Origin of the sequence: Streptomyces toxytricini, assembly GCF_014649915.1 — a bacterium.
In the GTDB taxonomy this organism is placed as follows: Bacteria; Actinomycetota; Actinomycetes; order Streptomycetales; family Streptomycetaceae; genus Streptomyces; species Streptomyces toxytricini.
The window spans coordinates 184,716-206,274 of record NZ_BMTY01000007.1; the positions used below are offsets into that span (position 1 = coordinate 184,716).

At 70.9% G+C, this 21,559-nt stretch carries 22 protein-coding genes; 3 read left to right on the forward strand and 19 right to left on the reverse strand.

The window, feature by feature from the left end; genetic code table 11:
* Nucleotides 1–175 precede the first annotated feature (175 nt).
* On the reverse strand, nucleotides 176–772 hold the full coding sequence (locus tag IE170_RS11140) for a hypothetical protein (protein WP_189809263.1): 597 nt from the start codon (nucleotides 770–772) through the stop codon (nucleotides 176–178).
* Between the two features lie 200 nt (nucleotides 773–972).
* Here IE170_RS11140 and IE170_RS11145 point away from each other — a divergent pair, with 200 nt between their 5' ends.
* From IE170_RS11145 to IE170_RS11155, 3 genes are all read left to right on the forward strand, one after another.
* On the forward strand, nucleotides 973–2,193 hold the full coding sequence (locus tag IE170_RS11145) for a sensor histidine kinase (RefSeq protein ID WP_189809165.1): 1,221 nt from the start codon (nucleotides 973–975) through the stop codon (nucleotides 2,191–2,193).
* Nucleotides 2,190–2,843, forward strand: coding sequence for a response regulator (locus IE170_RS11150; RefSeq protein ID WP_189809166.1), 654 nt, complete (start codon nucleotides 2,190–2,192; stop codon nucleotides 2,841–2,843). Before IE170_RS11145 ends, IE170_RS11150 begins: the two co-directional genes overlap by 4 nt.
* Before the next feature lie 209 nt (nucleotides 2,844–3,052).
* On the forward strand, nucleotides 3,053–4,864 hold the full coding sequence (locus tag IE170_RS11155) for a glycoside hydrolase family 18 chitinase (RefSeq protein WP_189809264.1): 1,812 nt from the start codon (nucleotides 3,053–3,055) through the stop codon (nucleotides 4,862–4,864).
* Between the two features lie 177 nt (nucleotides 4,865–5,041).
* Here IE170_RS11155 and IE170_RS11160 read toward each other — a convergent pair whose 3' ends face one another.
* From IE170_RS11160 to IE170_RS11245, 18 genes are all read right to left on the reverse strand, one after another.
* Nucleotides 5,042–5,488 carry a DUF2550 domain-containing protein gene (locus IE170_RS11160; protein ID WP_114058473.1) on the reverse strand — a complete coding sequence of 149 codons (447 nt, stop codon included), beginning with the start codon at nucleotides 5,486–5,488 and terminating at the stop codon, nucleotides 5,042–5,044.
* Between the two features lie 127 nt (nucleotides 5,489–5,615).
* Entirely contained in the window at nucleotides 5,616–5,990 is a 375-nt protein-coding gene (locus tag IE170_RS11165; RefSeq protein WP_189809167.1) for a F0F1 ATP synthase subunit epsilon, read from the reverse strand.
* 150 nt (nucleotides 5,991–6,140) lie between these two features.
* Entirely contained in the window at nucleotides 6,141–7,577 is a 1,437-nt protein-coding gene (gene atpD / locus IE170_RS11170; protein WP_373298977.1) for a F0F1 ATP synthase subunit beta, read from the reverse strand.
* Between the two features lie 12 nt (nucleotides 7,578–7,589).
* Nucleotides 7,590–8,507: a F0F1 ATP synthase subunit gamma gene (locus IE170_RS11175; RefSeq protein ID WP_189809169.1), complete on the reverse strand. Its 918-nt coding sequence runs from the start codon at nucleotides 8,505–8,507 to the stop codon at nucleotides 7,590–7,592.
* Between the two features lie 20 nt (nucleotides 8,508–8,527).
* A complete protein-coding gene (gene atpA, locus IE170_RS11180) occupies nucleotides 8,528–10,114 on the reverse strand; it encodes a F0F1 ATP synthase subunit alpha (protein WP_189809170.1) in 1,587 nt (528 codons plus the stop codon).
* 128 nt (nucleotides 10,115–10,242) lie between these two features.
* Nucleotides 10,243–11,058, reverse strand: a complete 816-nt coding sequence (locus IE170_RS11185) for a F0F1 ATP synthase subunit delta (RefSeq protein WP_189809171.1) — start codon at nucleotides 11,056–11,058, stop codon at nucleotides 10,243–10,245.
* A complete protein-coding gene (locus IE170_RS11190; RefSeq protein ID WP_189809172.1) occupies nucleotides 11,055–11,597 on the reverse strand; it encodes a F0F1 ATP synthase subunit B in 543 nt (180 codons plus the stop codon). The genes IE170_RS11185 and IE170_RS11190 overlap by 4 nt, the downstream gene beginning before the upstream one ends.
* Before the next feature lie 37 nt (nucleotides 11,598–11,634).
* Nucleotides 11,635–11,886 (reverse strand): ATP synthase subunit C-like protein, encoded by a 252-nt coding sequence (locus tag IE170_RS11195; protein WP_018535366.1) that lies wholly within the window; start codon nucleotides 11,884–11,886, stop codon nucleotides 11,635–11,637.
* A gap of 75 nt (nucleotides 11,887–11,961) precedes the next feature.
* On the reverse strand, nucleotides 11,962–12,798 hold the full coding sequence (gene atpB, locus IE170_RS11200; RefSeq protein ID WP_189809265.1) for a F0F1 ATP synthase subunit A: 837 nt from the start codon (nucleotides 12,796–12,798) through the stop codon (nucleotides 11,962–11,964).
* A gap of 210 nt (nucleotides 12,799–13,008) precedes the next feature.
* Entirely contained in the window at nucleotides 13,009–13,446 is a 438-nt protein-coding gene (locus IE170_RS11205; RefSeq protein ID WP_189809173.1) for a Cg1360 family ATP-synthase-associated protein, read from the reverse strand.
* A 275-nt stretch (nucleotides 13,447–13,721) separates the two neighbouring features.
* Nucleotides 13,722–15,056, reverse strand: a complete 1,335-nt coding sequence (locus tag IE170_RS11210; RefSeq protein ID WP_185902495.1) for an MraY family glycosyltransferase — start codon at nucleotides 15,054–15,056, stop codon at nucleotides 13,722–13,724.
* 105 nt (nucleotides 15,057–15,161) lie between these two features.
* Entirely contained in the window at nucleotides 15,162–16,391 is a 1,230-nt protein-coding gene (glyA, locus tag IE170_RS11215; RefSeq protein ID WP_189809174.1) for a serine hydroxymethyltransferase, read from the reverse strand.
* 79 nt (nucleotides 16,392–16,470) lie between these two features.
* On the reverse strand, nucleotides 16,471–17,157 hold the full coding sequence (locus IE170_RS11220; RefSeq protein WP_373298975.1) for an arsenate reductase/protein-tyrosine-phosphatase family protein: 687 nt from the start codon (nucleotides 17,155–17,157) through the stop codon (nucleotides 16,471–16,473).
* A complete protein-coding gene (locus IE170_RS11225; RefSeq protein ID WP_189809175.1) occupies nucleotides 17,154–17,801 on the reverse strand; it encodes an L-threonylcarbamoyladenylate synthase in 648 nt (215 codons plus the stop codon). The genes IE170_RS11220 and IE170_RS11225 overlap by 4 nt, the downstream gene beginning before the upstream one ends.
* Before the next feature lie 46 nt (nucleotides 17,802–17,847).
* Nucleotides 17,848–18,693, reverse strand: coding sequence for a peptide chain release factor N(5)-glutamine methyltransferase (gene prmC / locus IE170_RS11230; RefSeq protein WP_189809176.1), 846 nt, complete (start codon nucleotides 18,691–18,693; stop codon nucleotides 17,848–17,850).
* Nucleotides 18,694–18,740: 47 nt separating this feature from the next.
* Nucleotides 18,741–19,826, reverse strand: a complete 1,086-nt coding sequence (gene prfA, locus IE170_RS11235; RefSeq protein WP_189809177.1) for a peptide chain release factor 1 — start codon at nucleotides 19,824–19,826, stop codon at nucleotides 18,741–18,743.
* Nucleotides 19,827–19,935: 109 nt separating this feature from the next.
* On the reverse strand, nucleotides 19,936–20,154 hold the full coding sequence (rpmE, locus tag IE170_RS11240; RefSeq protein WP_030153765.1) for a 50S ribosomal protein L31: 219 nt from the start codon (nucleotides 20,152–20,154) through the stop codon (nucleotides 19,936–19,938).
* 169 nt (nucleotides 20,155–20,323) lie between these two features.
* Nucleotides 20,324–21,427, reverse strand: coding sequence for an LCP family protein (locus IE170_RS11245; RefSeq protein ID WP_189809178.1), 1,104 nt, complete (start codon nucleotides 21,425–21,427; stop codon nucleotides 20,324–20,326).
* Nucleotides 21,428–21,559: the final 132 nt, after the last annotated feature.

Sequence of the window (21,559 nt, forward strand, 5' to 3'; positions counted from 1 at the left end):
CGTGCTCTCGGCGTGCCGGGCGGAAGCCCGCGTACTGGACGTACTCGGGCTTTCGCCCGGTGCGGCGAGAGCGCGTGCCAGGCGCCGCGGGGCAGGCGGGAGTTTGACGACAGGCCCTAGCCGGGCGGATCGCCGACCGGTGGCCGGATTCCGACGCCGACCGCGGAGACGGAACCTAGGCCTCCCGCCGGCCGGGCAGCACCGGGTCGGCCTCGGTCTCCGGCACGTCCGGGGTCGTGGCCGCCGGGGCCTTGCGGGGCCAGATCCAGTACGTGGCGGCGACGATGCCGTGGATGACGACCGCGCGCAGGGCGCCGAACTGCCAGCCGCGCAGGCTGGAGGTGTCGCCCGCGTCGCCGACGTAGAGGACCGCAGCCTCCAGCAGGGCGAGGGCGACGGCGCCGGCGGCCACGGTCCGCAGCCACAGCTTCGCCTCGTGGCGGGCGCGCTCACGGCCGTACTTCGGGCCCGGCGGCTTGGGGCCGCCGGCGAAGCGGTGGGCGGCGTGCCGGTCGAGCCACTTCACGGTGTAGTGGCCGAATCCCACTGTGTAGCCGATGTAGAGGGCGGCGAGGCCGTGCTTCCAGGACGGCTCCCCGCCGTTCTTGAGGTCCATCGTGGAGACCACCAGCAGCACCAGCTCCAGCAGTGGCTCGCACAGCAGGACGGCCGCCCCGAGCCGGGGCATCTTCGCGAGGTAGCGCAAGGCGAGGCCGGCGGCGAGCAGCACCCAGAAGCCCACCTCGCAGGCGACGATCAGGGCGACGAGCACGGGTTTCTCCATTCGCTGGGGGTTCGGCGGTGCGGCGGCCGACGACCGCCCCGCACCTGGTCCCAGCCTCTCCCGCGATCCGCCCCGCTTCGTCGTCTGCGCAGGTGAACCGGGACTGCATCCTTCGGTGTAGTGGACCGCCCCGGGCGATACGCCCCTGCGGCGAGGCCCCCGGGCCCCGCAGCGTGTTGGATGGGACCGTGACCGCAACCGAGGCCCCGGCCGACCCCGAGCGGACCCGCCGCATCCCCCGCCCCCACCGCGACGACGTGCTCCTCGCGGTGGTCAGCGTGCTCGGCGGGCTGCTGCTGTGGTCGCTCGGCATCTACACCACGAACAACCGCCACTTCTTCCCGCCCTGGGCGGCCCTGGTCCCGCTGCTGGTGATCGGCCCGATGGAGCTGGTGCGCCGCAGCTGCCCGCACCTCATCATGGCCGTCGGCACCCTCGCCGTGATCGCTGACCAGTTCACCGTGGGCAACTTCGGCACCATCATGATCTTCACGGACCTGGTGTACGCGGCCGCCCTCTACGGAAAGCCCCCGATGGCCCGGCGGCTGCCGGTCTCGACCGGCCTGGTCACCGTGGCCGTGACGATCATCGCCGTGGCCTGGTTCCGCACCCCGCAGGCGCTGATGATCGGCGTGGTCACCGGCATCGTCAGCTTCGGACCGGCGCTGACGGGCGCGACCCTGCGCAACCACCGCGAGGCCGCGGTCGCCGCCCGCCTGCGCGCGGAGCAGACGGCGCTGCTGGCCGAAATGGACCGCAGCCAGGCCGTGGTCGCCGAGCGGGCGCGGATGGCCCGCGAGCTGCACGACATGGTGGCCAACCACCTGTCCGCGATCGCCATCCACTCCACGGCGGCCCTCTCCATCGACTCCCCCGCGACGAGCCGCGAGGCCCTCGGGGTGATCCGCGAGAACAGCGTGCAGGGGCTGGCCGAAATGCGCCGGCTGATCGGGCTGCTGCGGGACGCGGGCGCGGAGCAGGAAGCCGTCGCGACCCCCACCCTGGACGGGCTCGACGCCCTCGTGGCGCAGGCCCGCGTCAACGGCCGGGGCAGCGGGCTGGAGTTCGAGCTGTGCGACGAGCGGCGGCCCGGGCCGGATCCGCTGCCGGCCCCCGTGGAGCTGGCGGCGTACCGGATCGTCCAGGAGTCGCTCACCAACGCCCTCAAGCACGCGGCCCCCGGCACCGTACGGGTCCGTGTGGCCCGCACCGGCGGGCTGCTGACGGTGGCGGTCGAGTCGCCCTGCGCCGACCGGCCCCCGCGCCGCGCCCCGGGCTCCGGGGCCGGCCTGGTCGGCATGCGGGAGCGGACGGAGCTGTTGGGCGGGGAGTTCACGGCGGGCCGCGAGGGCCCGCTCTGGCGGGTGCGGGCGGTCCTGCCCGCGGAGGAGAAGGCGGTGACCGGGTGACCATCCGGGTGGTGGTGGCGGAGGACCAGAGCGCGGTGCGCGCGGGACTGGTGCTGATCCTGCGCAGCGCGGGCGACGTCGAGGTCGTCGGCGAGGCCGCGGACGGCGAGGCGGCGGTGCGGCTGGCCCGGGAGCTCCGCCCGGACCTCGTCCTCATGGACGTGCAGATGCCCCGGCTCGACGGGGTGTCGGCGACGCGGCAGGTGGTGTCCGAGGGCCTCGCCGACGTCCTGGTCCTGACGACCTTCGACCTCGACGAGTACGTCTTCGGGGCGCTGCGCGCGGGCGCGGCCGGCTTCCTGCTGAAGAACGCGGACGCGGCCGAGCTGATCGCCGGCGTGCGGACCGTGGCGCGCGGCGAGGGGCTGATCTCCCCGGCGGTGACCAGGCGCCTGATCGCCGAGTTCGCGGCGCCGCGGAAGGCGGAGGCCGCCGTTGCGCCGGAGCGTGCCGCGGCGGTGGAGTCCCTGACGCGCAGGGAGCGCGAGGTGCTGGGTTGCCTCGGGGAGGGCCTGTCGAACGCGGAGATCGCGGTACGGCTGTCGATGGCCGAGGCGACGGTGAAGACGCACGTGAGCAGGCTGCTGGGCAAGCTGGAACTGCGCAGCCGGGTGCAAGCGGCGGTCCTCGCCCGGGAGCTGGGGCTCTAGCGCCCCTCCAACTCGGTTGTGGTCTGGACCTCTTGACGGTTGGTCCAGACCTTTTCTACGCTCGCGACAACTGTGGTGAGCGTGCCGTGCCAGGGACGCTCACGGGCGGCGCAGGTCCCACCCCCGAGTCGCAGCCGGCCCCACGGCCGCGACGGACCTACGGAGGAGCACCCTTGAGCACAGCACCCCCACCCCGCACCACCCGTCTGATGCGCAGGCTCGCCGCGTCCGTGGCCGCCTTCGCCGTGCCGGCCGCAGGGCTCGTGGCCCTGGCCGGCCCCGCGCAGGCCGCCGCGTCCGCGACGGCGACGTACACGAAGGTCTCGGACTGGGGCTCCGGCTTCGAGGGCAGGTGGACGGTGAAGAACACCGGCACCACCACCCTCACCGGCTGGACCGTCGAGTGGGACTTCCCCTCGGGCACCCGGGTCAACTCGGCCTGGGACGCCACCGTCACCAACTCCGCGGAGCACTGGACCGCCAAGAACCTCGGCTGGAACGGCACCCTCGCCCCCGGTGCCAGCGTCACCTTCGGCTTCAACGGCAGCGGCTCCGGAGCCCCCGCCGGCTGCAAGCTCAACGGCGCCCCCTGCGACGGCGGCCCCTCCCAGCCCGGCGACAACCCGCCCTCCGCCCCCGGCACGCCCGCCGCGGGCACGGTCACCGAGACCTCGGCGGCCCTGTCCTGGGCCCCCGCGACCGACGACAAGGGCGTCAAGGACTACGACGTCTACCGCGGCTCCGCGAAGGTCGCGACGGTCAGCGGGACCTCGTACACCGACACCGGCCTGACCAAGGGGACGGCGTACACGTATTCCGTGACCGCACGCGACACCGCCGGCCAGACCGGTCCCTCCTCGGGCACCCTGACCGTCACCACCCCGGGCGGCACGACCCCCGACCCGGGCGAGAAGGTCAAGCTCGGCTACTTCACCAACTGGGGCGTCTACGGGCGCAACTACCACGTGAAGAACCTGGTCACCTCCGGCACCGCCGCGAAGATCACGCACATCAACTACGCCTTCGGCAACGTCCAGGGCGGCAAGTGCACCATAGGCGACGCCTACGCCGACTACGACAAGGCGTACAGCGCCGACCAGAGCGTCGACGGCAAGGCCGACACCTGGGACCAGCCGCTGCGCGGCAACTTCAACCAGCTGCGCAAGCTGAAGGCGCAGTACCCGCACATCAAGGTGCTGTGGTCGTTCGGCGGCTGGACCTGGTCCGGCGGCTTCGGCCAGGCCGCGGCCAACCCGGCGGCCTTCGCCCAGTCCTGCTACGACCTGGTGGAGGACCCCCGCTGGGCCGACGTCTTCGACGGCATCGACCTCGACTGGGAGTACCCGAACGCCTGCGGCCTGACCTGCGACACCTCGGGCCCGGGCGCGTTCACCAACATGATGAAGGCGATGAAGGCCAAGTTCGGCCAGAACAACCTGGTCACGGCCGCGATCACCGCCGACGCCTCGGACGGCGGCAAGATCGACTCGGCGGACTACGGCGGCGCCGCGCAGTACACCGACTTCTACAACGTCATGACGTACGACTTCTTCGGCGCCTGGGCGGCGAAGGGCCCGACCGCCCCGCACTCCCCGCTCACCTCGTACGCCGGCATCCCGCAGGCCGGCTTCAACTCCGCCGACGCCATCGCCAAGCTCAAGGCCAAGGGCGTCCCGGGCAGCAAGCTGAACCTCGGCATCGGCTTCTACGGCCGCGGCTGGACCGGCGTCACCCAGGACGCCCCCGGCGGCACCGCCACCGGCCCGGCGCAGGGCACGTACGAGCAGGGCATCGAGGACTACAAGGTCCTCAAGAGCAGCTGCCCGGCCACCGGCACCGTCGCCGGCACCGCCTACGCCAAATGCGGCAGCAACTGGTGGAGCTACGACACCCCCGCCACCATCGCCGGCAAGATGGCCTGGGCCAAGCAGCAGGGCCTCAGGGGCGCCTTCTACTGGGAGTTCAGCGGCGACACCGCGAACGGCGAGCTCGCCTCCGCCGTCCACTCCGGCCTGAAGTGACCCCCGCTCCCTGAACCGCCGACCGCCGGAGCCGCGGGACGGGACCGCCCCCCGTCCCCCGGCCCCGGCCCGAAGACACCGCCGCCCTCCCCGGAGCAGTCAGGCCCGGGGAGGGCGGCGGCACGTCAGTCGACGGTTGCCCTCTCCCAGACTCCGTCTGGGGAGGGCAAGGATTTTTTACGCGACATTCACCCGTTGGCCGGGCGGGGCCGCCTCCAGCCAGGCCAGGAAACCGGTCAGGGCGTCCTCGCTCATCGCCAGCTCCAGGCGCACCCCCTGGTGGGTGCAGCCGAGCACGACGGCGTCGGACAGCAGGGCCAGCTCCTCCTCGCCCTCCGGGGCGCGGCGGGCGACGACCTCGATCGAGCCGCGCTCCAGCAGCCGCCGGGGCCGCGGGGAGTAGGAGAAGACGCGGAACCAGTCGATGCGGTCACCGCTGTAGCGGGCGACCCCGTACACCCAGCCCTTGCCGGAGACGTCGTGCTTGTCGGAGACGTCCCAGCGCAGGCTGCAGTCGAAGGTGCCGCCGGAGCGCTGGATCAGCCGCCGGCGCAGCCCGAAGACGAACAGGCCGATCACCACCAGGGCTACGACCAGGCCGCTCACAAGCAGAGCGAGGAGCATCTTCACCGACCTCCTCGCTCATCGACTACCGCAAGTAAAACGGACGTACATCGCCTCAGCCGCGACCCGTCCCGAGAAATTCCGGTACGAGCCGCGGCTGAGGTCACAAACCTGTTCGGTGCGGGACTCAGTGCCCCGCGACCGCACGCAGCCGGACATCGGCGCGACGCTCGGAGGCGGCGTCCGCCTCCGACTTGGCGCGCTCCAGCGCCCGCTCCGCACGCTTGACGTCGATCTCGTCCGCGAGCTCGGCGATCTCGGCCAGCAGGGACAGCTTGTTGTCCGCGAACGAGATGAAACCGCCGTGCACCGCGGCGACGACCGTACCGCCGTCACTGGTGCGGATGGTCACCGGGCCCGATTCCAGCACGCCGAGAAGCGGCTGGTGACCGGGCATGACGCCGATGTCGCCGGACGTGGTGCGGGCGACGACCAGGGTGGCCTCGCCGGACCAGACACTGCGGTCCGCCGCGACCAGCTCGACGTGCAGCTCAGCAGCCAAGGTTGGCTCCTCGGGTCACCACCCGGCAGGTTCGCCGGGTGTTGGATGAATTCTAATGGGCGTGCGGAGAGGGACGGGACGCACCCGCCCCTCTCCGTGCGATCTGGTGCGGCCGGGGCGGGTGCGCGCCCCGCCCCCGGCCGTCCCGGATCAGGAGACGCCCAGCTCCTTGGCGTTCTTCTTCAGGTCCTCGAGACCACCGCACATGAAGAAGGCCTGCTCGGGGAAGTGGTCGTACTCGCCGTCGCAGATCGCGTTGAACGCGGCGATCGACTCGTCGAGCGGGACGTCCGAACCGTCCACGCCGGTGAACTGCTTCGCCGCGTGGGTGTTCTGGGACAGGAAGCGCTCGACGCGGCGGGCGCGGTGGACAACGAGCTTGTCCTCCTCGCCGAGCTCGTCGATGCCGAGGATCGCGATGATGTCCTGGAGGTCCTTGTACTTCTGCAGGATCCCCTTGACGCGGGTCGCGGCCTCGTAGTGGTCCTTGGCGATGTACCGCGGGTCGAGGATGCGGGACGAGGAGTCCAGCGGGTCCACGGCCGGGTAGATGCCCTTCTCGGAGATCGGACGGGAGAGGACCGTCGTCGCGTCGAGGTGGGCGAAGGTGGTCGCCGGGGCCGGGTCGGTCAGGTCGTCGGCGGGGACGTAGATCGCCTGCATCGAGGTGATCGAGTGACCGCGGGTCGAGGTGATGCGCTCCTGGAGGAGACCCATCTCGTCGGCCAGGTTCGGCTGGTAGCCCACCGCGGACGGCATGCGGCCGAGCAGCGTGGAGACCTCGGAACCGGCCTGCGTGAAGCGGAAGATGTTGTCGATGAAGAACAGCACGTCCTGCTTCTGCACATCGCGGAAGTACTCCGCCATGGTCAGGCCGGCCAGGGCGACGCGCAGACGGGTGCCCGGGGGCTCGTCCATCTGGCCGAAGACCAGCGCGGTCTTGTCGAGAACGCCGGCCTCCTCCATCTCGACCATGAGGTCGTTGCCCTCACGGGTGCGCTCACCGACACCCGCGAAGACGGAAACGCCCTCGTGCAGCTTCGCCACACGCATGATCATTTCCTGGATCAGAACGGTCTTGCCGACACCGGCACCACCGAACAGACCGATCTTTCCACCCTTGACGTACGGGGTGAGGAGGTCGACGACCTTCAGGCCGGTCTCGAACATCTCGGTCTTGGACTCGAGCTGGTCGAAGGCCGGGGCCTTGCGGTGGATCGGCCAGCGCTCGGCGCTCGCGATCGTGGACTCGTCCTCGTTGAGGACGCGGCCCAGGGTGTTGAACACCTTGCCCTTGGTGACGTCGCCGACGGGCACGGTGATGCCGTTGCCGGTGTCGGTGACCACGGCCTGGCGGACCAGGCCGTCGGTGGGCTGCATGGAGATGGTGCGCACCATGCCGTCACCCAGGTGCTGCGCGACCTCGAGGGTCAGCGTCTTGAGCGCACCCTCCTCGGCCGGGTCGGCGACCTGGACGGTCAGCGCGTTGTAGATCTCCGGCATCGCGTCGACGGGGAACTCCACGTCGACGACCGGGCCGATGACCCGCGCGATGCGGCCGGTGGCGGCAGCCACTGCGTTATCGATAGACGTCGTCACTTACTTGTCACTCCCCGCGTTCGCGTCGGCCAGGGCTGCGGAGCCACCGACGATCTCGCTGATTTCCTGGGTGATTTCGGCCTGGCGGGCCGCGTTGGCAAGCCGGGTGAGGCTGGTGATCAGCTCACCGGCGTTGTCGGTCGCCGACTTCATCGCGCGGCGGCGGGCGGCGTGCTCGGAAGCAGCGGCCTGCAGCAGCGCGTTGTAGACGCGGCTCTCGACGTAGCGCGGCAGCAGGGCGTCGAGGACGTCCTCCGCCGACGGCTCGAAGTCGAACAGCGGCAGGATCTCGCCCTTGCCGACCGTCTCCTCCGACGCCTTCTCGAGGCTGAGCGGCAGCATCCGGTTGTCCACCGCGTTCTGCGTCATCATCGACACGAATTCCGTGTAGACGATGTGCAGCTCGTCCACGCCGCCCTCGGCCGTCTCCTTGGTGACGGCCTCGATCAGCGGGGCGGCGACGGCCTTCGCGTTCGCGTAGCTCGGGCTGTCGGTGAAGCCGGTCCAGCTCTCCACGACCTTGCGCTCGCGGAAGTTGTAGTAGGCGACACCCTTGCGGCCGACGATGTAGTGGTCGACCTCCTTGCCCTCACTGCGCAGCCGCTCCGTCAGCCGGTCCGCCGCCTTGATGGCGTTGGACGAGTAGCCGCCGGCCAGACCGCGGTCGCTCGTGAGCAGCACGACCGCCGCGCGCACCGGGTTCTCGGACTCGGTGGTGAGCGGGTGCTTGGTGTTGGAGCCGGTCGCCACCGCGGTCACCGCACGGGTGAGCTCGGTCGCGTACGGCGTGGAGGCCGCCACCTGGCGCTGCGCCTTGACGATGCGCGAGGCGGCGATCATCTCCATCGCCTTGGTGATCTTCTTGGTCGCGGTAACGGATCGGATGCGACGCTTGTAGACCCGGAGCTGGGCTCCCATGAGTCAGGTCCCTTCCGTCGTTACTTGCCGGCCGGAGCGTCTTCGCCCAGAAGCTTGCCGTCCGAGGTCTCGAACTGCTTCTTGAAGTCGGCGATGGCGTCGGCGACGGACTGGAGGGTGTCGTCCGACATCTTGCCGCCCTCGCGGATCGAGGTCAGGAGGTCCTTGCGGTTGTGGCGCAGGAACTCGAGCAGCTCGGACTCGAAGCGGCGGATGTCCTCGACCGGGACGTCGTCCATCTTGCCGGTGGTGCCCGCCCAGATGGAGATGACCTGCTCCTGGACCGGCATCGGCTGGTACTGGCCCTGCTTGAGCAGCTCGACCATGCGCTTGCCGCGCTCGAGGGAGGACTTCGACGCGGCGTCCAGGTCGGAACCGAAGGCGGCGAACGCCTCCAGCTCGCGGTACTGGGCGAGGTCCACGCGCAGGCGGCCGGAGATCTGCTTCATGGCCTTGTGCTGCGCGGAGCCACCGACACGGGAGACCGAGATACCGACGTTCAGGGCCGGGCGCTGGCCGGCGTTGAACAGGTCGGACTCCAGGAAGCACTGGCCGTCGGTGATGGAGATGACGTTGGTCGGGATGAACGCCGACACGTCGTTCGCCTTGGTCTCGACGATCGGCAGACCGGTCATCGAGCCGGCGCCCATGTCGTCCGACAGCTTGGCGCAGCGCTCCAGCAGGCGGGAGTGCAGGTAGAAGACGTCGCCCGGGTAGGCCTCGCGGCCCGGCGGACGGCGCAGCAGCAGCGACACGGCGCGGTAGGCGTCGGCCTGCTTCGACAGGTCGTCGAAGACGATCAGGACGTGCTTGCCCTGGTACATCCAGTGCTGGCCGATGGCGGAGCCGGTGTAGGGCGCCAGGTACTTGAAGCCGGCCGGGTCGGACGCCGGGGCGGCGACGATGGTCGTGTACTCCAGGGCACCGGCCTCTTCCAGCGCGGCGCGCACGGAAGCGATGGTGGAGCCCTTCTGGCCGATCGCGACGTAGATGCAGCGGACCTGCTTGTTCACGTCGCCCGAGCGCCAGTTGTCGCGCTGGTTGATGATCGTGTCGACGGCCAGGGCGGTCTTGCCCGTCTGGCGGTCGCCGATGATCAGCTGACGCTGGCCGCGGCCGACCGGCGTCATGGCGTCGACGGCCTTGTAACCCGTCTCCATGGGCTCGTGCACGGACTTGCGCTGCATGACGCCGGGGGCCTGCAGCTCGAGGGCGCGGCGGCCCTCGGTCGCGATCTCGCCGAGACCGTCGATCGGGTTGCCGAGCGGGTCGACGACGCGGCCGAGGTAGCCCTCGCCGACGCCGACGGAGAGCACCTCACCGGTGCGCTGCACCGGCTGGCCCTCCTCGATGCCGCTGAACTCGCCGAGGACGATCGCACCGATCTCGCGGTCCTCGAGGTTGAGCGCGAGGCCGAGGGTGCCGTCCTCGAACTTCAGCAGCTCGTTCGCCATGGCGGAGGGCAGGCCCTCCACCTTCGCGATGCCGTCACCGGCAACGCTGACCGTGCCGACCTCCTCGCGCGAGGCCGCGTCCGGCTTGTACGACTGGACGAAGTTCTCCAGTGCGTCCCGGATCTCCTCCGGCCGGATCGTGAGCTCCGCCATCTGGGTTCCCTGCTCTCCTTGTTGGGCCTGAAGCTTCATAGGGGTCTGGGGGCGACCCCCAGGAATCTTCTGCAAGTTCTGCACGGCCCAACCGGGCCGCTAGGAATCTTCGTTCTGTTTGTGGCCGGTCAGCCGGCCATGCGGCGCTCCGCCTCGGAGAGGCGGTTCGCGATGCTGCCGTCGATGACCTCGTCGCCGATCTGCACCACGATCCCGCCGACGACCTCGGGGTCGACGTCCAGGTTCAGGTGCATCTGGCGGCCGTACAGCTTGGCCAGCACCGCGCCGAGACGCGCGCGCTGCGCGTCGCTGAGCGGGATCGCGCTGGTCACGGTGGCGACCACGCGGTCACGCCGCTCGGCGGCGAGCTTGGACAGGGCCTCGAGGCCCCCTTCCAGGCTACGTCCACGCGGGTGCGTGACGAGACGGCTGACCATCCGCTCGGTGACGGCGTGGGCCTTGCCGCCGAGCAGGCTGCGCAGCAGCTCGCCCTTGGCGGAGGCGGTGGCCGTCCGGTCGGTCAGCGCGGCGCGCAGCTCGGGGTTCGAGGCGACGATCCGGGTGAACCGGAACAGCTCGTCCTCGACGCCGTCGAGCGCGCCGCTCTGCTGGGCCGCCGTGAGGTCGGCGGTGTCGGCCAGCTGCTCCAGGCCGTCGACCAGGTCGCGGGACTGGGACCAGCGGGACCGGACCGTGCCCGTGACCAGGTCGAGGGTCTCCCCGCCGACCTGGCCGGCGAGCAGGCGCTGCGCCAGCTCGGCCCTGGCCTCGGCGGGCTGCGCCGGGTCGGTGAGGACCCGGCGCAGCGAGACCTCACGGTCGAGCAGCGCGGTGACGGCAGCCAGCTCACCGGCGAGCTTCGCCGCGTCGACGGACGTGTTGTCCGTCAGCGCGTCGAGGCGCTCGCGCGCGGAGGCCAGTGCCTCGCGGCTCGCTCCGTTCATCGGGCCGCCTCGGCCTTCTCCTCGAGCTCGCTGAGGAAGCGGTCGATGGTGCGGCTCTGGCGGGCGGCGTCCTCGAGGGACTCGCCGACGAGCTTGCCGGCCAGGTCGGTGGCGAGCTTGCCCACGTCCTGGCGCAGCGCCTGCGAGGCGGCCTTGCGGTCGGCCTCGATCTGGGCGTGGCCGGCAGCGATGATCTCCTCACGCTGCCGCTGGCCCTCTGCGCGCAGCTCTTCCTTGAGCGCAGTGCCCTGCTCGAGCGCTTCCTGGCGCAGGCGAGCGGCCTCGTGCCGGGCCTCGGCGAGCTGGGCCTTGTACTGCTCCAGCACGCTCTGGGCCTCGGTCTGAGCGGCTTCGGCCTTCTCGATACCGCCTTCGATCGCCTCGCGGCGCTCGTCCAGAACCTTGTTGATGTTCGGGAGGAGCTTCTTGGCGAGGAAGCCGAAGACGATGACGAAGGCGATCAGACCGATGACCAGCTCGGGGATCGGCGGGATGAGGGGGTTCTCCACCTCAGCCGCAATCTGAACCAGAGGGTTCACATCAGTGCCTTCCGTCTAAGGGTGTTCGCTACCGCGATCAGGAGGTCGGGTAGACGAACGGCATGACCAGACCGATGAGGGCGAGCGCCTCACAGAAGGCGAAGCCGAGGATCTGGTTGGCGCGGATCAGGCCGGCGGCCTCGGGCTGGCGGGCCAGGGCCTGGGTGCCGTTGCCGAAGATGATGCCGACGCCGACGCCGGGGCCGATGGCGGCGAGGCCGTAGCCGATGGAGCCGAGGTTGCCCTTGATTTCGACGCCAGCGGCGAGGGTCTGCGCGAGAGCGGACATGCCGGTTCTTCCTTCTCTTTCATGGACCGGTGGGGGTTGGCCACCGGACGTCTGATGGTTTGGGGGTGGGGCCGGTCAGTGGTGCTCGGCGACGGCGCCCTGGAGGAAGCTGCAGGCCAGGAGTACGAAGACGTAGGCCTGGACAGCCTGGATGAAGAGCTCGAAGGCGGTCATCACGATGACCATCACGAACGAGACACCCGCGTAGGCGATGCCGATGCCGTTCAGCAGGTACCAGCTGGCGATCGTGAAGAGCAGCAGCAGCGTGTGACCGGCGAACATGTTCGCGAAGAGACGGACCGCGTGGGTGAAGGGGCGGACCAGGACGTTCGAGAAGAACTCGATCAGCATGACCAGCGGCAGGATCCCGCCGAGCGACTTGTCGTAGCCCGTCAGGTTCTTCAGGCCGCCGACGAAGCCGTGGCGCTTGAAGGTGACCGACATCCACATGACGTAGATGACGAGCGCGAGGCCGGCCGGGTAGGCGATGACCGAGGTCACCGGGAACTGGGCGACCGGGATGATCGACCAGAGGTTCATCATCCAGACGAAGAAGAACGTCGCGACCATGAAGGGGACGTACTTCTCGCCCTCCTTCTTGCCGAGCGTCTCGTAGACGATGCCGCGGCGGACGAAGTCGTAGCCGGCCTCGGCGACCATCTGCAGCTTTCCGGGAACCATCTTCGGCTTGCGGAAGGCCGCCCAGAAGAAGCCGAGGATGATGACGGACCCGAGCAGGGCCAGCAGCATCGTCTTGTTGAAGTAGACGCTGCTGTCCGCGTCGCCGAAGATCGGCTCGAACAGGAACGAGTGCAGGCCAGGAGCCGGGAAGCCACAGCCGTCGAAGATGTGGCAATCGGTCTCGAAGGCGAGCACCTGCGTCGGGTCAGCACTCACCGCGGGCTCCTTCAGCGTGGCGCATAGGTACGGCAACCTCGTTGTGTCGGCGCGGCGCAGGGCCGCGGGTCGGCACGGGACTGGTCTTACGGATGTGGGGGCGGCCGGCAGGCATTGAGCCTCGCGATTGAGCAGGCGTCAGCTCAGATGCCCGCGCCCGCGATGCCGCACACGGCACCGGACGATAGCAGCATCTCGAACGACCACTTATCCCGCCCCTACCCTTCACGACGAGGACCCCGTGTTGTCGGGCTTGTCACCCTTGTCGGCGTTCGGCTCGACGTAAAGGATCTTGGCCTTCATGTGGGCGCGGGTCTGCGCGGCGATCCAGACGAGCGTCGCGACGACCAGCGAGATGGCGAAGGCCTTGGGGTTGAAAAGCGTCGTGTCCCGGAATGCGGCGACGAAGACGAACAGCAGCAGGATCTGGGTCGTGTAGAGGACCAGGCCCATCATCTGGAACAGATGCGGCCACGACCGGGCCGTGTGCTGCAGGACGACGAAGCCGACACCCATGAACGCGATCACCACCAGCGTGGCGACGAGCGCACCGATGGCCCCCTCGCCGCCCGCGACCACGCCGCTGACGATCGCGGCGACGACGCCGGCGGCAGCGGTGGGTACGGCGGTTTGCAGCAGGGATCGGACGTCATCAGACCGCATGGCGGGGTAGCTCCGCGTGGTGGTGGGGTACGGGACTCGTACGGGACGAGCGTAAAGCCCGGTCCGAGCAGAACGCTCGGGCCGAGAGGCCGTCGCACTACGACCCTTCGGCACTGTCGCCGGGTTTAGTGAACGGTATCACAAACTATTTGATGAGAGCTTTACCTGCCTCGTGTGCTCACTGTCACACATGAGAGCTAACGCGCCCGTGTGTGCACGACGGGCGGTCGTTTCGTGTGGTAAAGGCGATTCGATTCCGAATTGCGTGTGCGCCGTCAGCGCGCCGATCCGGCCTTACGCCGCTCGGGGAACCGCGAACGGGGGCCCACCGCTGTCGCGCCGTTGACGCCCGAGACGCCCACCGCGACCGGCCGGGCCGGCTCCGGCTCCCGCCCTGAGGCGTCCTGTGCGGCCGCCTCCGCGGCCCGCTCGGCGTGCCGGTAGCGCGGCGGCACCAGGAACTCCGCCCAGCGCGGGGCGCGCGGCGTGAAGCGCGGCAGGAGCAGCAGGACGAGGCCGACGGCGCTGAGCAGGGCGATCACGAAGACGATCCACATCGAGGCCGAGTGCACCGAGTAGGCAACCGCGCTGAAGGCGAAGAGGCCCGACCAGAAGTACATGATCAGGACGGCGCGGCTGTGCGAGTGGCCGAGTTCCAGCAGCCGGTGGTGCAGGTGCCCGCGGTCCGCGGCGAACGGCGACTGCCCGTTCCACGTGCGCCGCACGATGGCCAGGATCAGGTCCGTCATCGGGATCGCGATGATCGTCAGCGGCAGCAGCAGCGGGATGAAGACCGGCAGCATCGCGTGCGTCGCGTTGCGCTCGCCGCCCGCGAAGAGCGCCATGGTGTCGGGGTCGACCTGCCCGGTGATCGAGATCGTCCCGGCGGCCAGGACCAGGCCGATGAGCATCGACCCGGAATCGCCCATGAAGATGCGGGCCGGATGCATGTTGTGCGGCAGGAAGCCCAGGCACATGCCCATCAGGATCGCCGCGAAGAGGGTCGCCGGCGCCGCCGCCTCGATCCCGTAGCCGAACCAGATCCGGTACCCGTACAGGAAGAACGCCGCGGCGGCGATGCAGACCATGCCCGCGGCCAGGCCGTCGAGGCCGTCGACGAAGTTCACCGCGTTGATGGTGATCACCACCAGCGCGACCGTCAGCAGGTTGCCCTGCCACTGCGTGAGCGCGACCGTCCCGACACCCGGGACGGGGATCCACAGGATGGTCAGGCCCTGCATGACCATCACGCCCGCGGCGATCATCTGTGCGCCGAGCTTGATCAGGGCGTCGATCTCGAACTTGTCGTCGAGGACGCCGATCAGCCAGATCAGCGCCGCCCCGGAGAGCAGCGCCCGCGGCTCGTTCGACAGCTCGAAGACGCCGTTCAGGTTCGGCAGGTGGTCCGCGACCAGCAGGCCCGCGCACAGGCCGCCGAACATCGCGATGCCGCCGAGCCGCGGCGTGGGTTCGCGGTGCACGTCGCGGGCGCGGATCTCGGGCATCGCCCCCGCCGCGATGGCGAACTTCCGAACGGGCCCGGTGAGCAGGTAGGTCACCGCGACCGTGACGCAAAGCGTCAGCAGATATTCACGCACGGGCTGCCCCAGATGTATCGCCGGCCATCTCAGCCCCACACATTAGCCGTGATGTACCCCTTGCCGAGGACGCGAGGGCCCCGGTTCGCGGTTGCGGCCGCCGCCGCGCGGCCGTGCTCACCGGCCGTACGGCGGGAAGCCCTGCGCGAGAGCGGCCGCCTCGGCCCGCACCCCCGCCGCCTCCCCCCGCAGCGCCTCCGCGAACAGGCCGGCGATCCGCGCCATCTCCGGCTCGCCCATGCCCTGCGTGGTCACCGCGGCCGTGCCCAGCCGGATCCCGCGCTGGTCCCCGTACGGCAGGGCGCAGGTGTCCAGCACGATGCCGGCCGCGGCGAGCCGGCCGCGGGCGGCGGGGCCGTCGACGCCGAGCGCGGCCGGGTCGGCGGTGATCAGGTGCGTGTCGGTGCCGCCGGTGGTGACGGCGAACCCGCGCTCCGCCAGCGCCTCCGCGAGGACCCTCGCGTTGGACACCACCCGGTGGGCGTACGTGGTGAACGCCGGGCGGGCCGCCTCCCCGAAGGCGACGGCCTTCGCCGCGATGGTGTGCATCTGCGCGCCGCCCTGCGTGAACGGGAACACCGCCCGGTCGATCCGCTCCGCGAACTCGGCGGCGCACAGGAGCATCCCCCCGCGGGGGCCGCGCAGCACCTTGTGCGTCGTGGCGCAGACGACGTCGGCGTACGGGACGGGGCTCGGCGCGGCCCCGCCGGCCACCAGCCCGATCGGGTGGGCGGCGTCGGCGATGAAGTAGGCCCCCACCTCGTCGGCGATCTCCCGGAACACCGAGTACTCGGGGTGCCGCGGGTAGGAGATGGAGCCGCAGACGATCGCCTTCGGCCGGTGGGTCCGCGCCAGCTGCTGCACCTGGTGGTAGTCGATCAGCCCGGTCTCGGCGTCGACCCCGTACCCGACGAAGTCGAACCAGCGGCCCGAGAAGTTGGCCGGGGAGCCGTGGGTGAGGTGCCCGCCGTACGGCAGGCCCATCGCGAGGACGGTGTCCCCCGGCCGCAGCAGCGCCGCGTACGCGGCGAGCACCGCGGCCGAGCCGGAGTGCGGCTGGACGTTGGCGTGCTCGGCGCCGAACAGCGCCCGCGCCCGCTCGACGGCCGCCCGCTCGGCGGCGTCGGCGTACTCGCAGCCGCCGTGGTAGCGGTTGCCGGGATAGCCCTCGGCGTACTTGTTGGCGAGCGGCGAGCCCAGGGCGGCCAGCACGGCGGGCGAGGTGAAGTTCTCGGCGGCGACCAGCTGCAGCGTGGTGGCCTGCCGCTGCGCCTCCCCGGCGAGCACGTCGGCCATCTGCGGATCCTGCTGCCGCAGCAGGTCCGTGGGCGGGGTGATGACGCTCATGGCGCGACTCCAGTGGGATACCCGGGTACCGCCACTGTAGGCCCGCGGGGCCCGTCGCGCCCTGCGGGGCGCGGGCGGCTCAGCGCGGCGCCGCGACGCCCGTCAGCGCCGTCACGACCGGGTCCAGCGCCTGGTTGATCTCGTCGCCGATCGAGCGGAAGAAGGTGATCGGCGCACCGTACGGGTCGTGGACCTCGTCCGCGTCCGGGGAGGGCGCGAGCAGCCAGCCGCGCAGCGCCGCGGCCGCCCGTACGAGGGCCCGGGCGCGCTCGGCGACGCCGTCGTCGAGCGGGGGCAGGGTGGCCGGATCTATCGCCCGCACGAGGCGGGTGAACTCCTTCAGCGTGAACGTGCGCAGGCCGGCCGAGTGCCCCATGGAGATGACCTGCGCCCTGTGGTCGCGGGTGGCGGTCAGGACGAGGTCGGCCCGGATGACGTGCTCGTCGAGGAGCTCGCGGCCGGTGAACCCGGTGGCGTCGGCGCCGAAGTCGGCGAGGACGGCCGCGGCGTTGGCCTCCATCGGGGCGCCCTCGTGCCCCCACGTGCCGGCGCTCTCGACGATCAGGCCGCTGGCCGGAACCCGCCCCAGGCGGTGGGCCAGCGCATGCCGGTTGAGCCGCTCGGTGATGGGCGAGCGGCACACGTTGCCGGTGCTGACGTGGAGGATGCGGAAGGTGTCCGGGCCCGCCGGCTGCCCCGCCGCGGGCCGCCCCGGGGCGGCCGCGGGGACGCCGCCGCCGGCTATGCCACGCCCCTGAGGGCTCACGGGGCCACCTCGAGGTCGGGTACGACCTCCCGCAGCTGCCCGGCGGACAGAGCGCCCTCGCGCAGAAGGACGGGGACCTTCCCGGTGACGTCGACGATCGACGACGGCTGGATGCCGGGCGTCGGGCCGCCGTCCAGGTAGACGGACACGGAGTCGCCGAGCATCCGGCGTGCCGCGTCGCAGTCCTCGGGGGCCGGGTGCCCGCTGAGGTTCGCCGAGGACACAGCCATCGGGCCGACCTCGGTCAGCAGCTCGATCGCGACGGGGTGCAGCGGCATGCGCACGGCGACGGTGCCGCGGGTCTCCCCCAGGTCCCAGGCCAGCGACGGCTGGTGCTTGGCGACGAGGGTCAGCGCGCCCGGCCAGAAGGCGTCGACGAGCTCCCACGCCTGCTCGGAGAAGTCCGTGACGAGGCCGTGCAGGGTGTTCGGGGAGCCGATGAGGACCGGGGTGGGCATGCTGCGGCCGCGGCCCTTGGCGGCGAGGAGGTCGCCGACGGCCTCCGCGCTGAAGGCGTCGGCGCCGATGCCGTACAGCGTGTCCGTGGGCAGTACGACGAGCTCGCCGCGGCGCACGGCGGAGGCGGCTTCGCGCAGGCCCGTCCTGCGGTCCGTCGCGTCGTTGCAGTCGTATCGCCGGGCCATCAGCGGGCCTCCTCGTGCAGCGGAGTGGGGGCGGGTCGGGGGGCGCTCACGGCCGGGCCTTGCGGGCGGTGGCGAAGCGCGGGCGCTTGTTGAGGTCGGGGTGGTCGGCGGCGTCCGCCCAGCCCAGCTCCTCGGCGAAGATCCACGGGACCTGGCCGCCCTGGGTGTCGGCGTGCTCGACGACGACGATCCCGCCGGGCCGCAGCAGCCGGTGCGCGGTCCGCTCGATGCCGCGGATGGTGTCGAGGCCGTCCTCGCCGGAGAAGAGCGCCATCTCCGGGTCGTGGTCGCGGGCCTCGGGGGCGACGTACTCCCACTCGGTGAGCGGGATGTACGGCGGGTTGGAGATCACCAGGTCGACCTGCCCGTCGAGCTCCGGCAGGGCCTCCAGGGCGTCGCCCTGGTGGACGGTGACCCGGGAGCCCTCGGCGTTCTTGCGGGTCCAGCGCAGCGCGTCCTCGGACAGCTCCACCGCGTGCACGCGCGAGCGCGGCACCTCCTGCGCCATGGCGAGCGCGATCGCGCCGGAGCCGGTGCACAGGTCCACGATCAGCGGCTCGACGACGTCCATCGCCCGGACGGCCTGTATGGCCCAGTCGACGACCGACTCGGTCTCGGGCCGGGGCACGAACACCCCGGGCCCGACCTGGAGCTCCAGGTACCGGAAGAAGGCCCGCCCGGTGATGTGCTGGAGCGGCTCGCGCGCCTCGCGGCGGGCGACGGCCTCCCAGTAGCGGGCGTCGAAGTCCGCGTCCTTGACGTGGTGCAGTTCCCCCCGTTTGACGCCGTGGACGAAGGCCGCGAGCTCCTCCGCGTCGAAGCGCGGTGAGGGAACGCCTGCGGCGGCCAGCCGCTGGGTGGCCTGGGCCACCTCGGCAAGCAGCAAGTTCACGCTGGTCCTCCGGGCTGCTGTCGTACGGGGGTGTGGCGCGGGACGGGTCAGTGGGAGTTCGCGGCCGCGAGCTTGGCGGCCGAGTCCGTGTCGACGCAGGCCTGGATGACCGGGTCGAGGTCGCCGTCGAGCACCTGGTCCAGGTTGTACGCCTTGAACCCGGTGCGGTGGTCCGAGATCCGGTTCTCCGGGAAGTTGTACGTCCGGATCTTCTCGGACCGGTCCACGGTGCGGACCTGGCTGCGGCGGGCGTCGGCGGCCTCCTGCTCGGCGGCCTCCTGGGCGGCGGCCAGCAGGCGGGAGCGCAGGATGCGCATGGCCTGCTCCTTGTTCTGGAGCTGGCTCTTCTCGTTCTGGCAGGAGGCGACCACACCGGTCGGGACGTGCGTGATGCGCACGGCCGAGTCGGTGGTGTTGACGGACTGGCCGCCGGGGCCGGACGAGCGGTACACGTCGATGCGCAGGTCGTTCGGGTTGATCTCGACCTCGACCTCCTCGGCCTCCGGGGTGACGAGCACGCCGGCGGCGGAGGTGTGGATGCGGCCCTGCGACTCGGTGGCCGGGACGCGCTGGACGCGGTGGACGCCGCCCTCGTACTTCAGCCGGGCCCACACGCCCTGGCCGGGCTCGGTGGCGCCGTTGCCGCCCTTGGTGCGGACGGAGACCTGGACGTCCTTGTAGCCGCCGAGCTCGGACTCGGTGGAGTCGATGATCTCGGTCTTCCAGCCGACCCGCTCGGCGTAGCGCAGGTACATGCGCAGCAGGTCGCCGGCGAACAGGGCGGACTCGTCGCCGCCGGCGCCCGCCTTGATCTCCAGGAGGACGTCCTTGTCGTCGCTGGGGTCGCGGGGGACGAGCAGCAGGCGCAGCTTCTCGGTGAGCTCCTCGCGCTGCGCGCCCAGCTCCTTGACCTCGGCGGCGAAGTCGGGGTCGTCGGCCGCGAACTCCTTCGCGGTCTCGATGTCCTCGCCGGTCTGCTTCCACGCCCGGTAGGTGGCGATGATCGGGGTCAGCTCCGCATAGCGCTTGTTCAGCTTGCGCGCGTTGGCCTGATCGGAGTGGACCGAAGGGTCGGCGAGCTTCTTCTCGAGGTCGGCGTGCTCGCCGACCAGTTCCTCGACCGCCTCGAACATCGGGGGCTCCTGGGGTGAAAGTACGAAAAAGGGCTGCGGGACGACAAAGGCGCCGGCCCGGCCGCCCCCGTTGGACGGGGTGCAGCCGGGGTCCGGCGCCGGGGGCTCGCTACTTCGAGCCGGCAGCCTTGCCGAAGCGGGCCTCGAAGCGGGCGACACGGCCACCGGTGTCGAGGATCTTCTGCTTGCCCGTGTAGAACGGGTGGCACTCGGAGCAGACCTCGGCACGGATGGTGCCCTCGGTCAGGGTGCTACGGGTGGTGAACGACGCGCCGCAGGTGCAGCTGACCTGGGTCTCGACGTACTCGGGGTGAACATCGCGCTTCAAGGTGTCTCCTAGTTTCGGGAGGGCGCCGGGTCGCAGGGGCGGAATTGCGCACTGCGTGAACCGGGGCCGACAGACCAGTCTGCCAGGACCGGGCTGCCTGTCAAAATTCCGGGAACGCCCTCCTCAACGAGCGGGGCGGCCGGCGTATTCCGCACCACCGCGGAGCGGTCTACCGGACGATCTCGGCGGCCTTGCTCTTGTCTCCGGCGGAGGCGGCGGTGGCTTCGGCGGGGATCGGCTGCTCGGCGAGCAGGGCGTCGAAGACCATCTTGGACTCCTTGGCGAGCGGGGCGACCCGGTTGTCGTCGTAGGGGTCCGCGCCCACCGGCAGCGTGATCATCTGCATGTTCTGCGCGTCGATGCCCTGCAGGCTCTGGGCGAAGCCGAGCAGGGACTTCACGTCGCCGAGCGCCTTGTCGGTCGTCAGCGACTTGGTCCCGGTGTCGGCGAGGCCCATCAGCCGCTTGGGGTTGTCGAAGATCCCGATGCCCTTGACCTGCTTGATCAGCGCTTTGATGAAGGCCTGCTGGAGCTGTATCCGGCCCAGGTCGCTGCCGTCGCCGACGCTCTTGCGGGTGCGGACCAGGCCGAGGGCCTGCTCGCCGTTCAGGTGGTTGGTGCCGGCCGGGAGGTCGAGGTGGCTGTCGGCGTCCTTGATCGGCTTGGTGGTGGTGACCTCGACGCCGCCGAGGGTGTCGATGATCCCCTTGAAGCCGGTGAAGTCGACCTCGATGTAGTGGTCCATGCGGATCCCGGACATCTTCTCGACGGTCTTGACGACGCAGGCGGCGCCGCCGATCGAGAAGGCCTCGTTGAACTGCTCGCGCTGCCGGCCGCGGTCGGTCTTGCCGTTCGCCAGGGTGCAGGGCGGGCGGTTGACCATGGTGTCGCGCGGGATCGACACGACGCTGGCCTTCTTGTGGCCCTCGTACAGGTGGACGATCATCGCCGTGTCGGAGCGGGCCGCACCGCCGTCGTCGCGGCCGTAGGCGGAGTTCGCGCCGCCGCGGGAGTCCGAGCCGAGGACGAGGATGTCCATCGAGCCGTTGTCGATGTCCTGCGGGCGGTCGGAGCCCAGCGCCTGGTCGATGTCGACGGTGTGGAGGTTCCCGTTCAGCTTGAACCAGAACCAGCCCAGGCCCGCCCCGCCCAGCAGGACCACTCCGGCGGCGGTCCACCCGGCGACGGCCAGGCCCCTGCGCCGCGCGGCCGGCTTGCGCCGCCGCCGCGGTCCGGCGCGGTGCGGCTGCGGGCCGCTGCTCTCCTCGCTCATGCTCTCCTCAGTCCTGGGGGCGCGGTCCCGCCGCCGCCCGGCCGCTGCGCGCCCCCTTGACACAGACGGAGTAGTGCTCCGCGGGGTTCCACGCCGCGGCGGGCCGGGGTGCGGGGAAGCCGCGGATGTGGC

Bases quoted from the DNA above. Each gene is read 5' to 3' on its own strand.
- IE170_RS11245 (WP_189809178.1), bottom strand. From the start codon at position 21,427: ATGAGCGAGGAGAGCAGCGGCCCGCAGCCGCACCGCGCCGGACCGCGG.
- IE170_RS11185 (WP_189809171.1), bottom strand. From the start codon at position 11,058: ATGAACGGAGCGAGCCGCGAGGCACTGGCCTCCGCGCGCGAGCGCCTC.
- IE170_RS11175 (WP_189809169.1), bottom strand. From the start codon at position 8,507: ATGGGAGCCCAGCTCCGGGTCTACAAGCGTCGCATCCGATCCGTTACC.
- IE170_RS11205 (WP_189809173.1), bottom strand. From the start codon at position 13,446: ATGCGGTCTGATGACGTCCGATCCCTGCTGCAAACCGCCGTACCCACC.
- IE170_RS11155 (WP_189809264.1), top strand. From the start codon at position 3,053: ATGCGCAGGCTCGCCGCGTCCGTGGCCGCCTTCGCCGTGCCGGCCGCA.
- IE170_RS11225 (WP_189809175.1), bottom strand. From the start codon at position 17,801: ATGGCCCGGCGATACGACTGCAACGACGCGACGGACCGCAGGACGGGC.
- prfA (WP_189809177.1), bottom strand. From the start codon at position 19,826: ATGTTCGAGGCGGTCGAGGAACTGGTCGGCGAGCACGCCGACCTCGAG.
- IE170_RS11160 (WP_114058473.1), bottom strand. From the start codon at position 5,488: ATGCTCCTCGCTCTGCTTGTGAGCGGCCTGGTCGTAGCCCTGGTGGTG.
- atpA (WP_189809170.1), bottom strand. From the start codon at position 10,114: ATGGCGGAGCTCACGATCCGGCCGGAGGAGATCCGGGACGCACTGGAG.
- IE170_RS11195 (WP_018535366.1), bottom strand. From the start codon at position 11,886: ATGTCCGCTCTCGCGCAGACCCTCGCCGCTGGCGTCGAAATCAAGGGC.
- glyA (WP_189809174.1), bottom strand. From the start codon at position 16,391: ATGAGCGTCATCACCCCGCCCACGGACCTGCTGCGGCAGCAGGATCCG.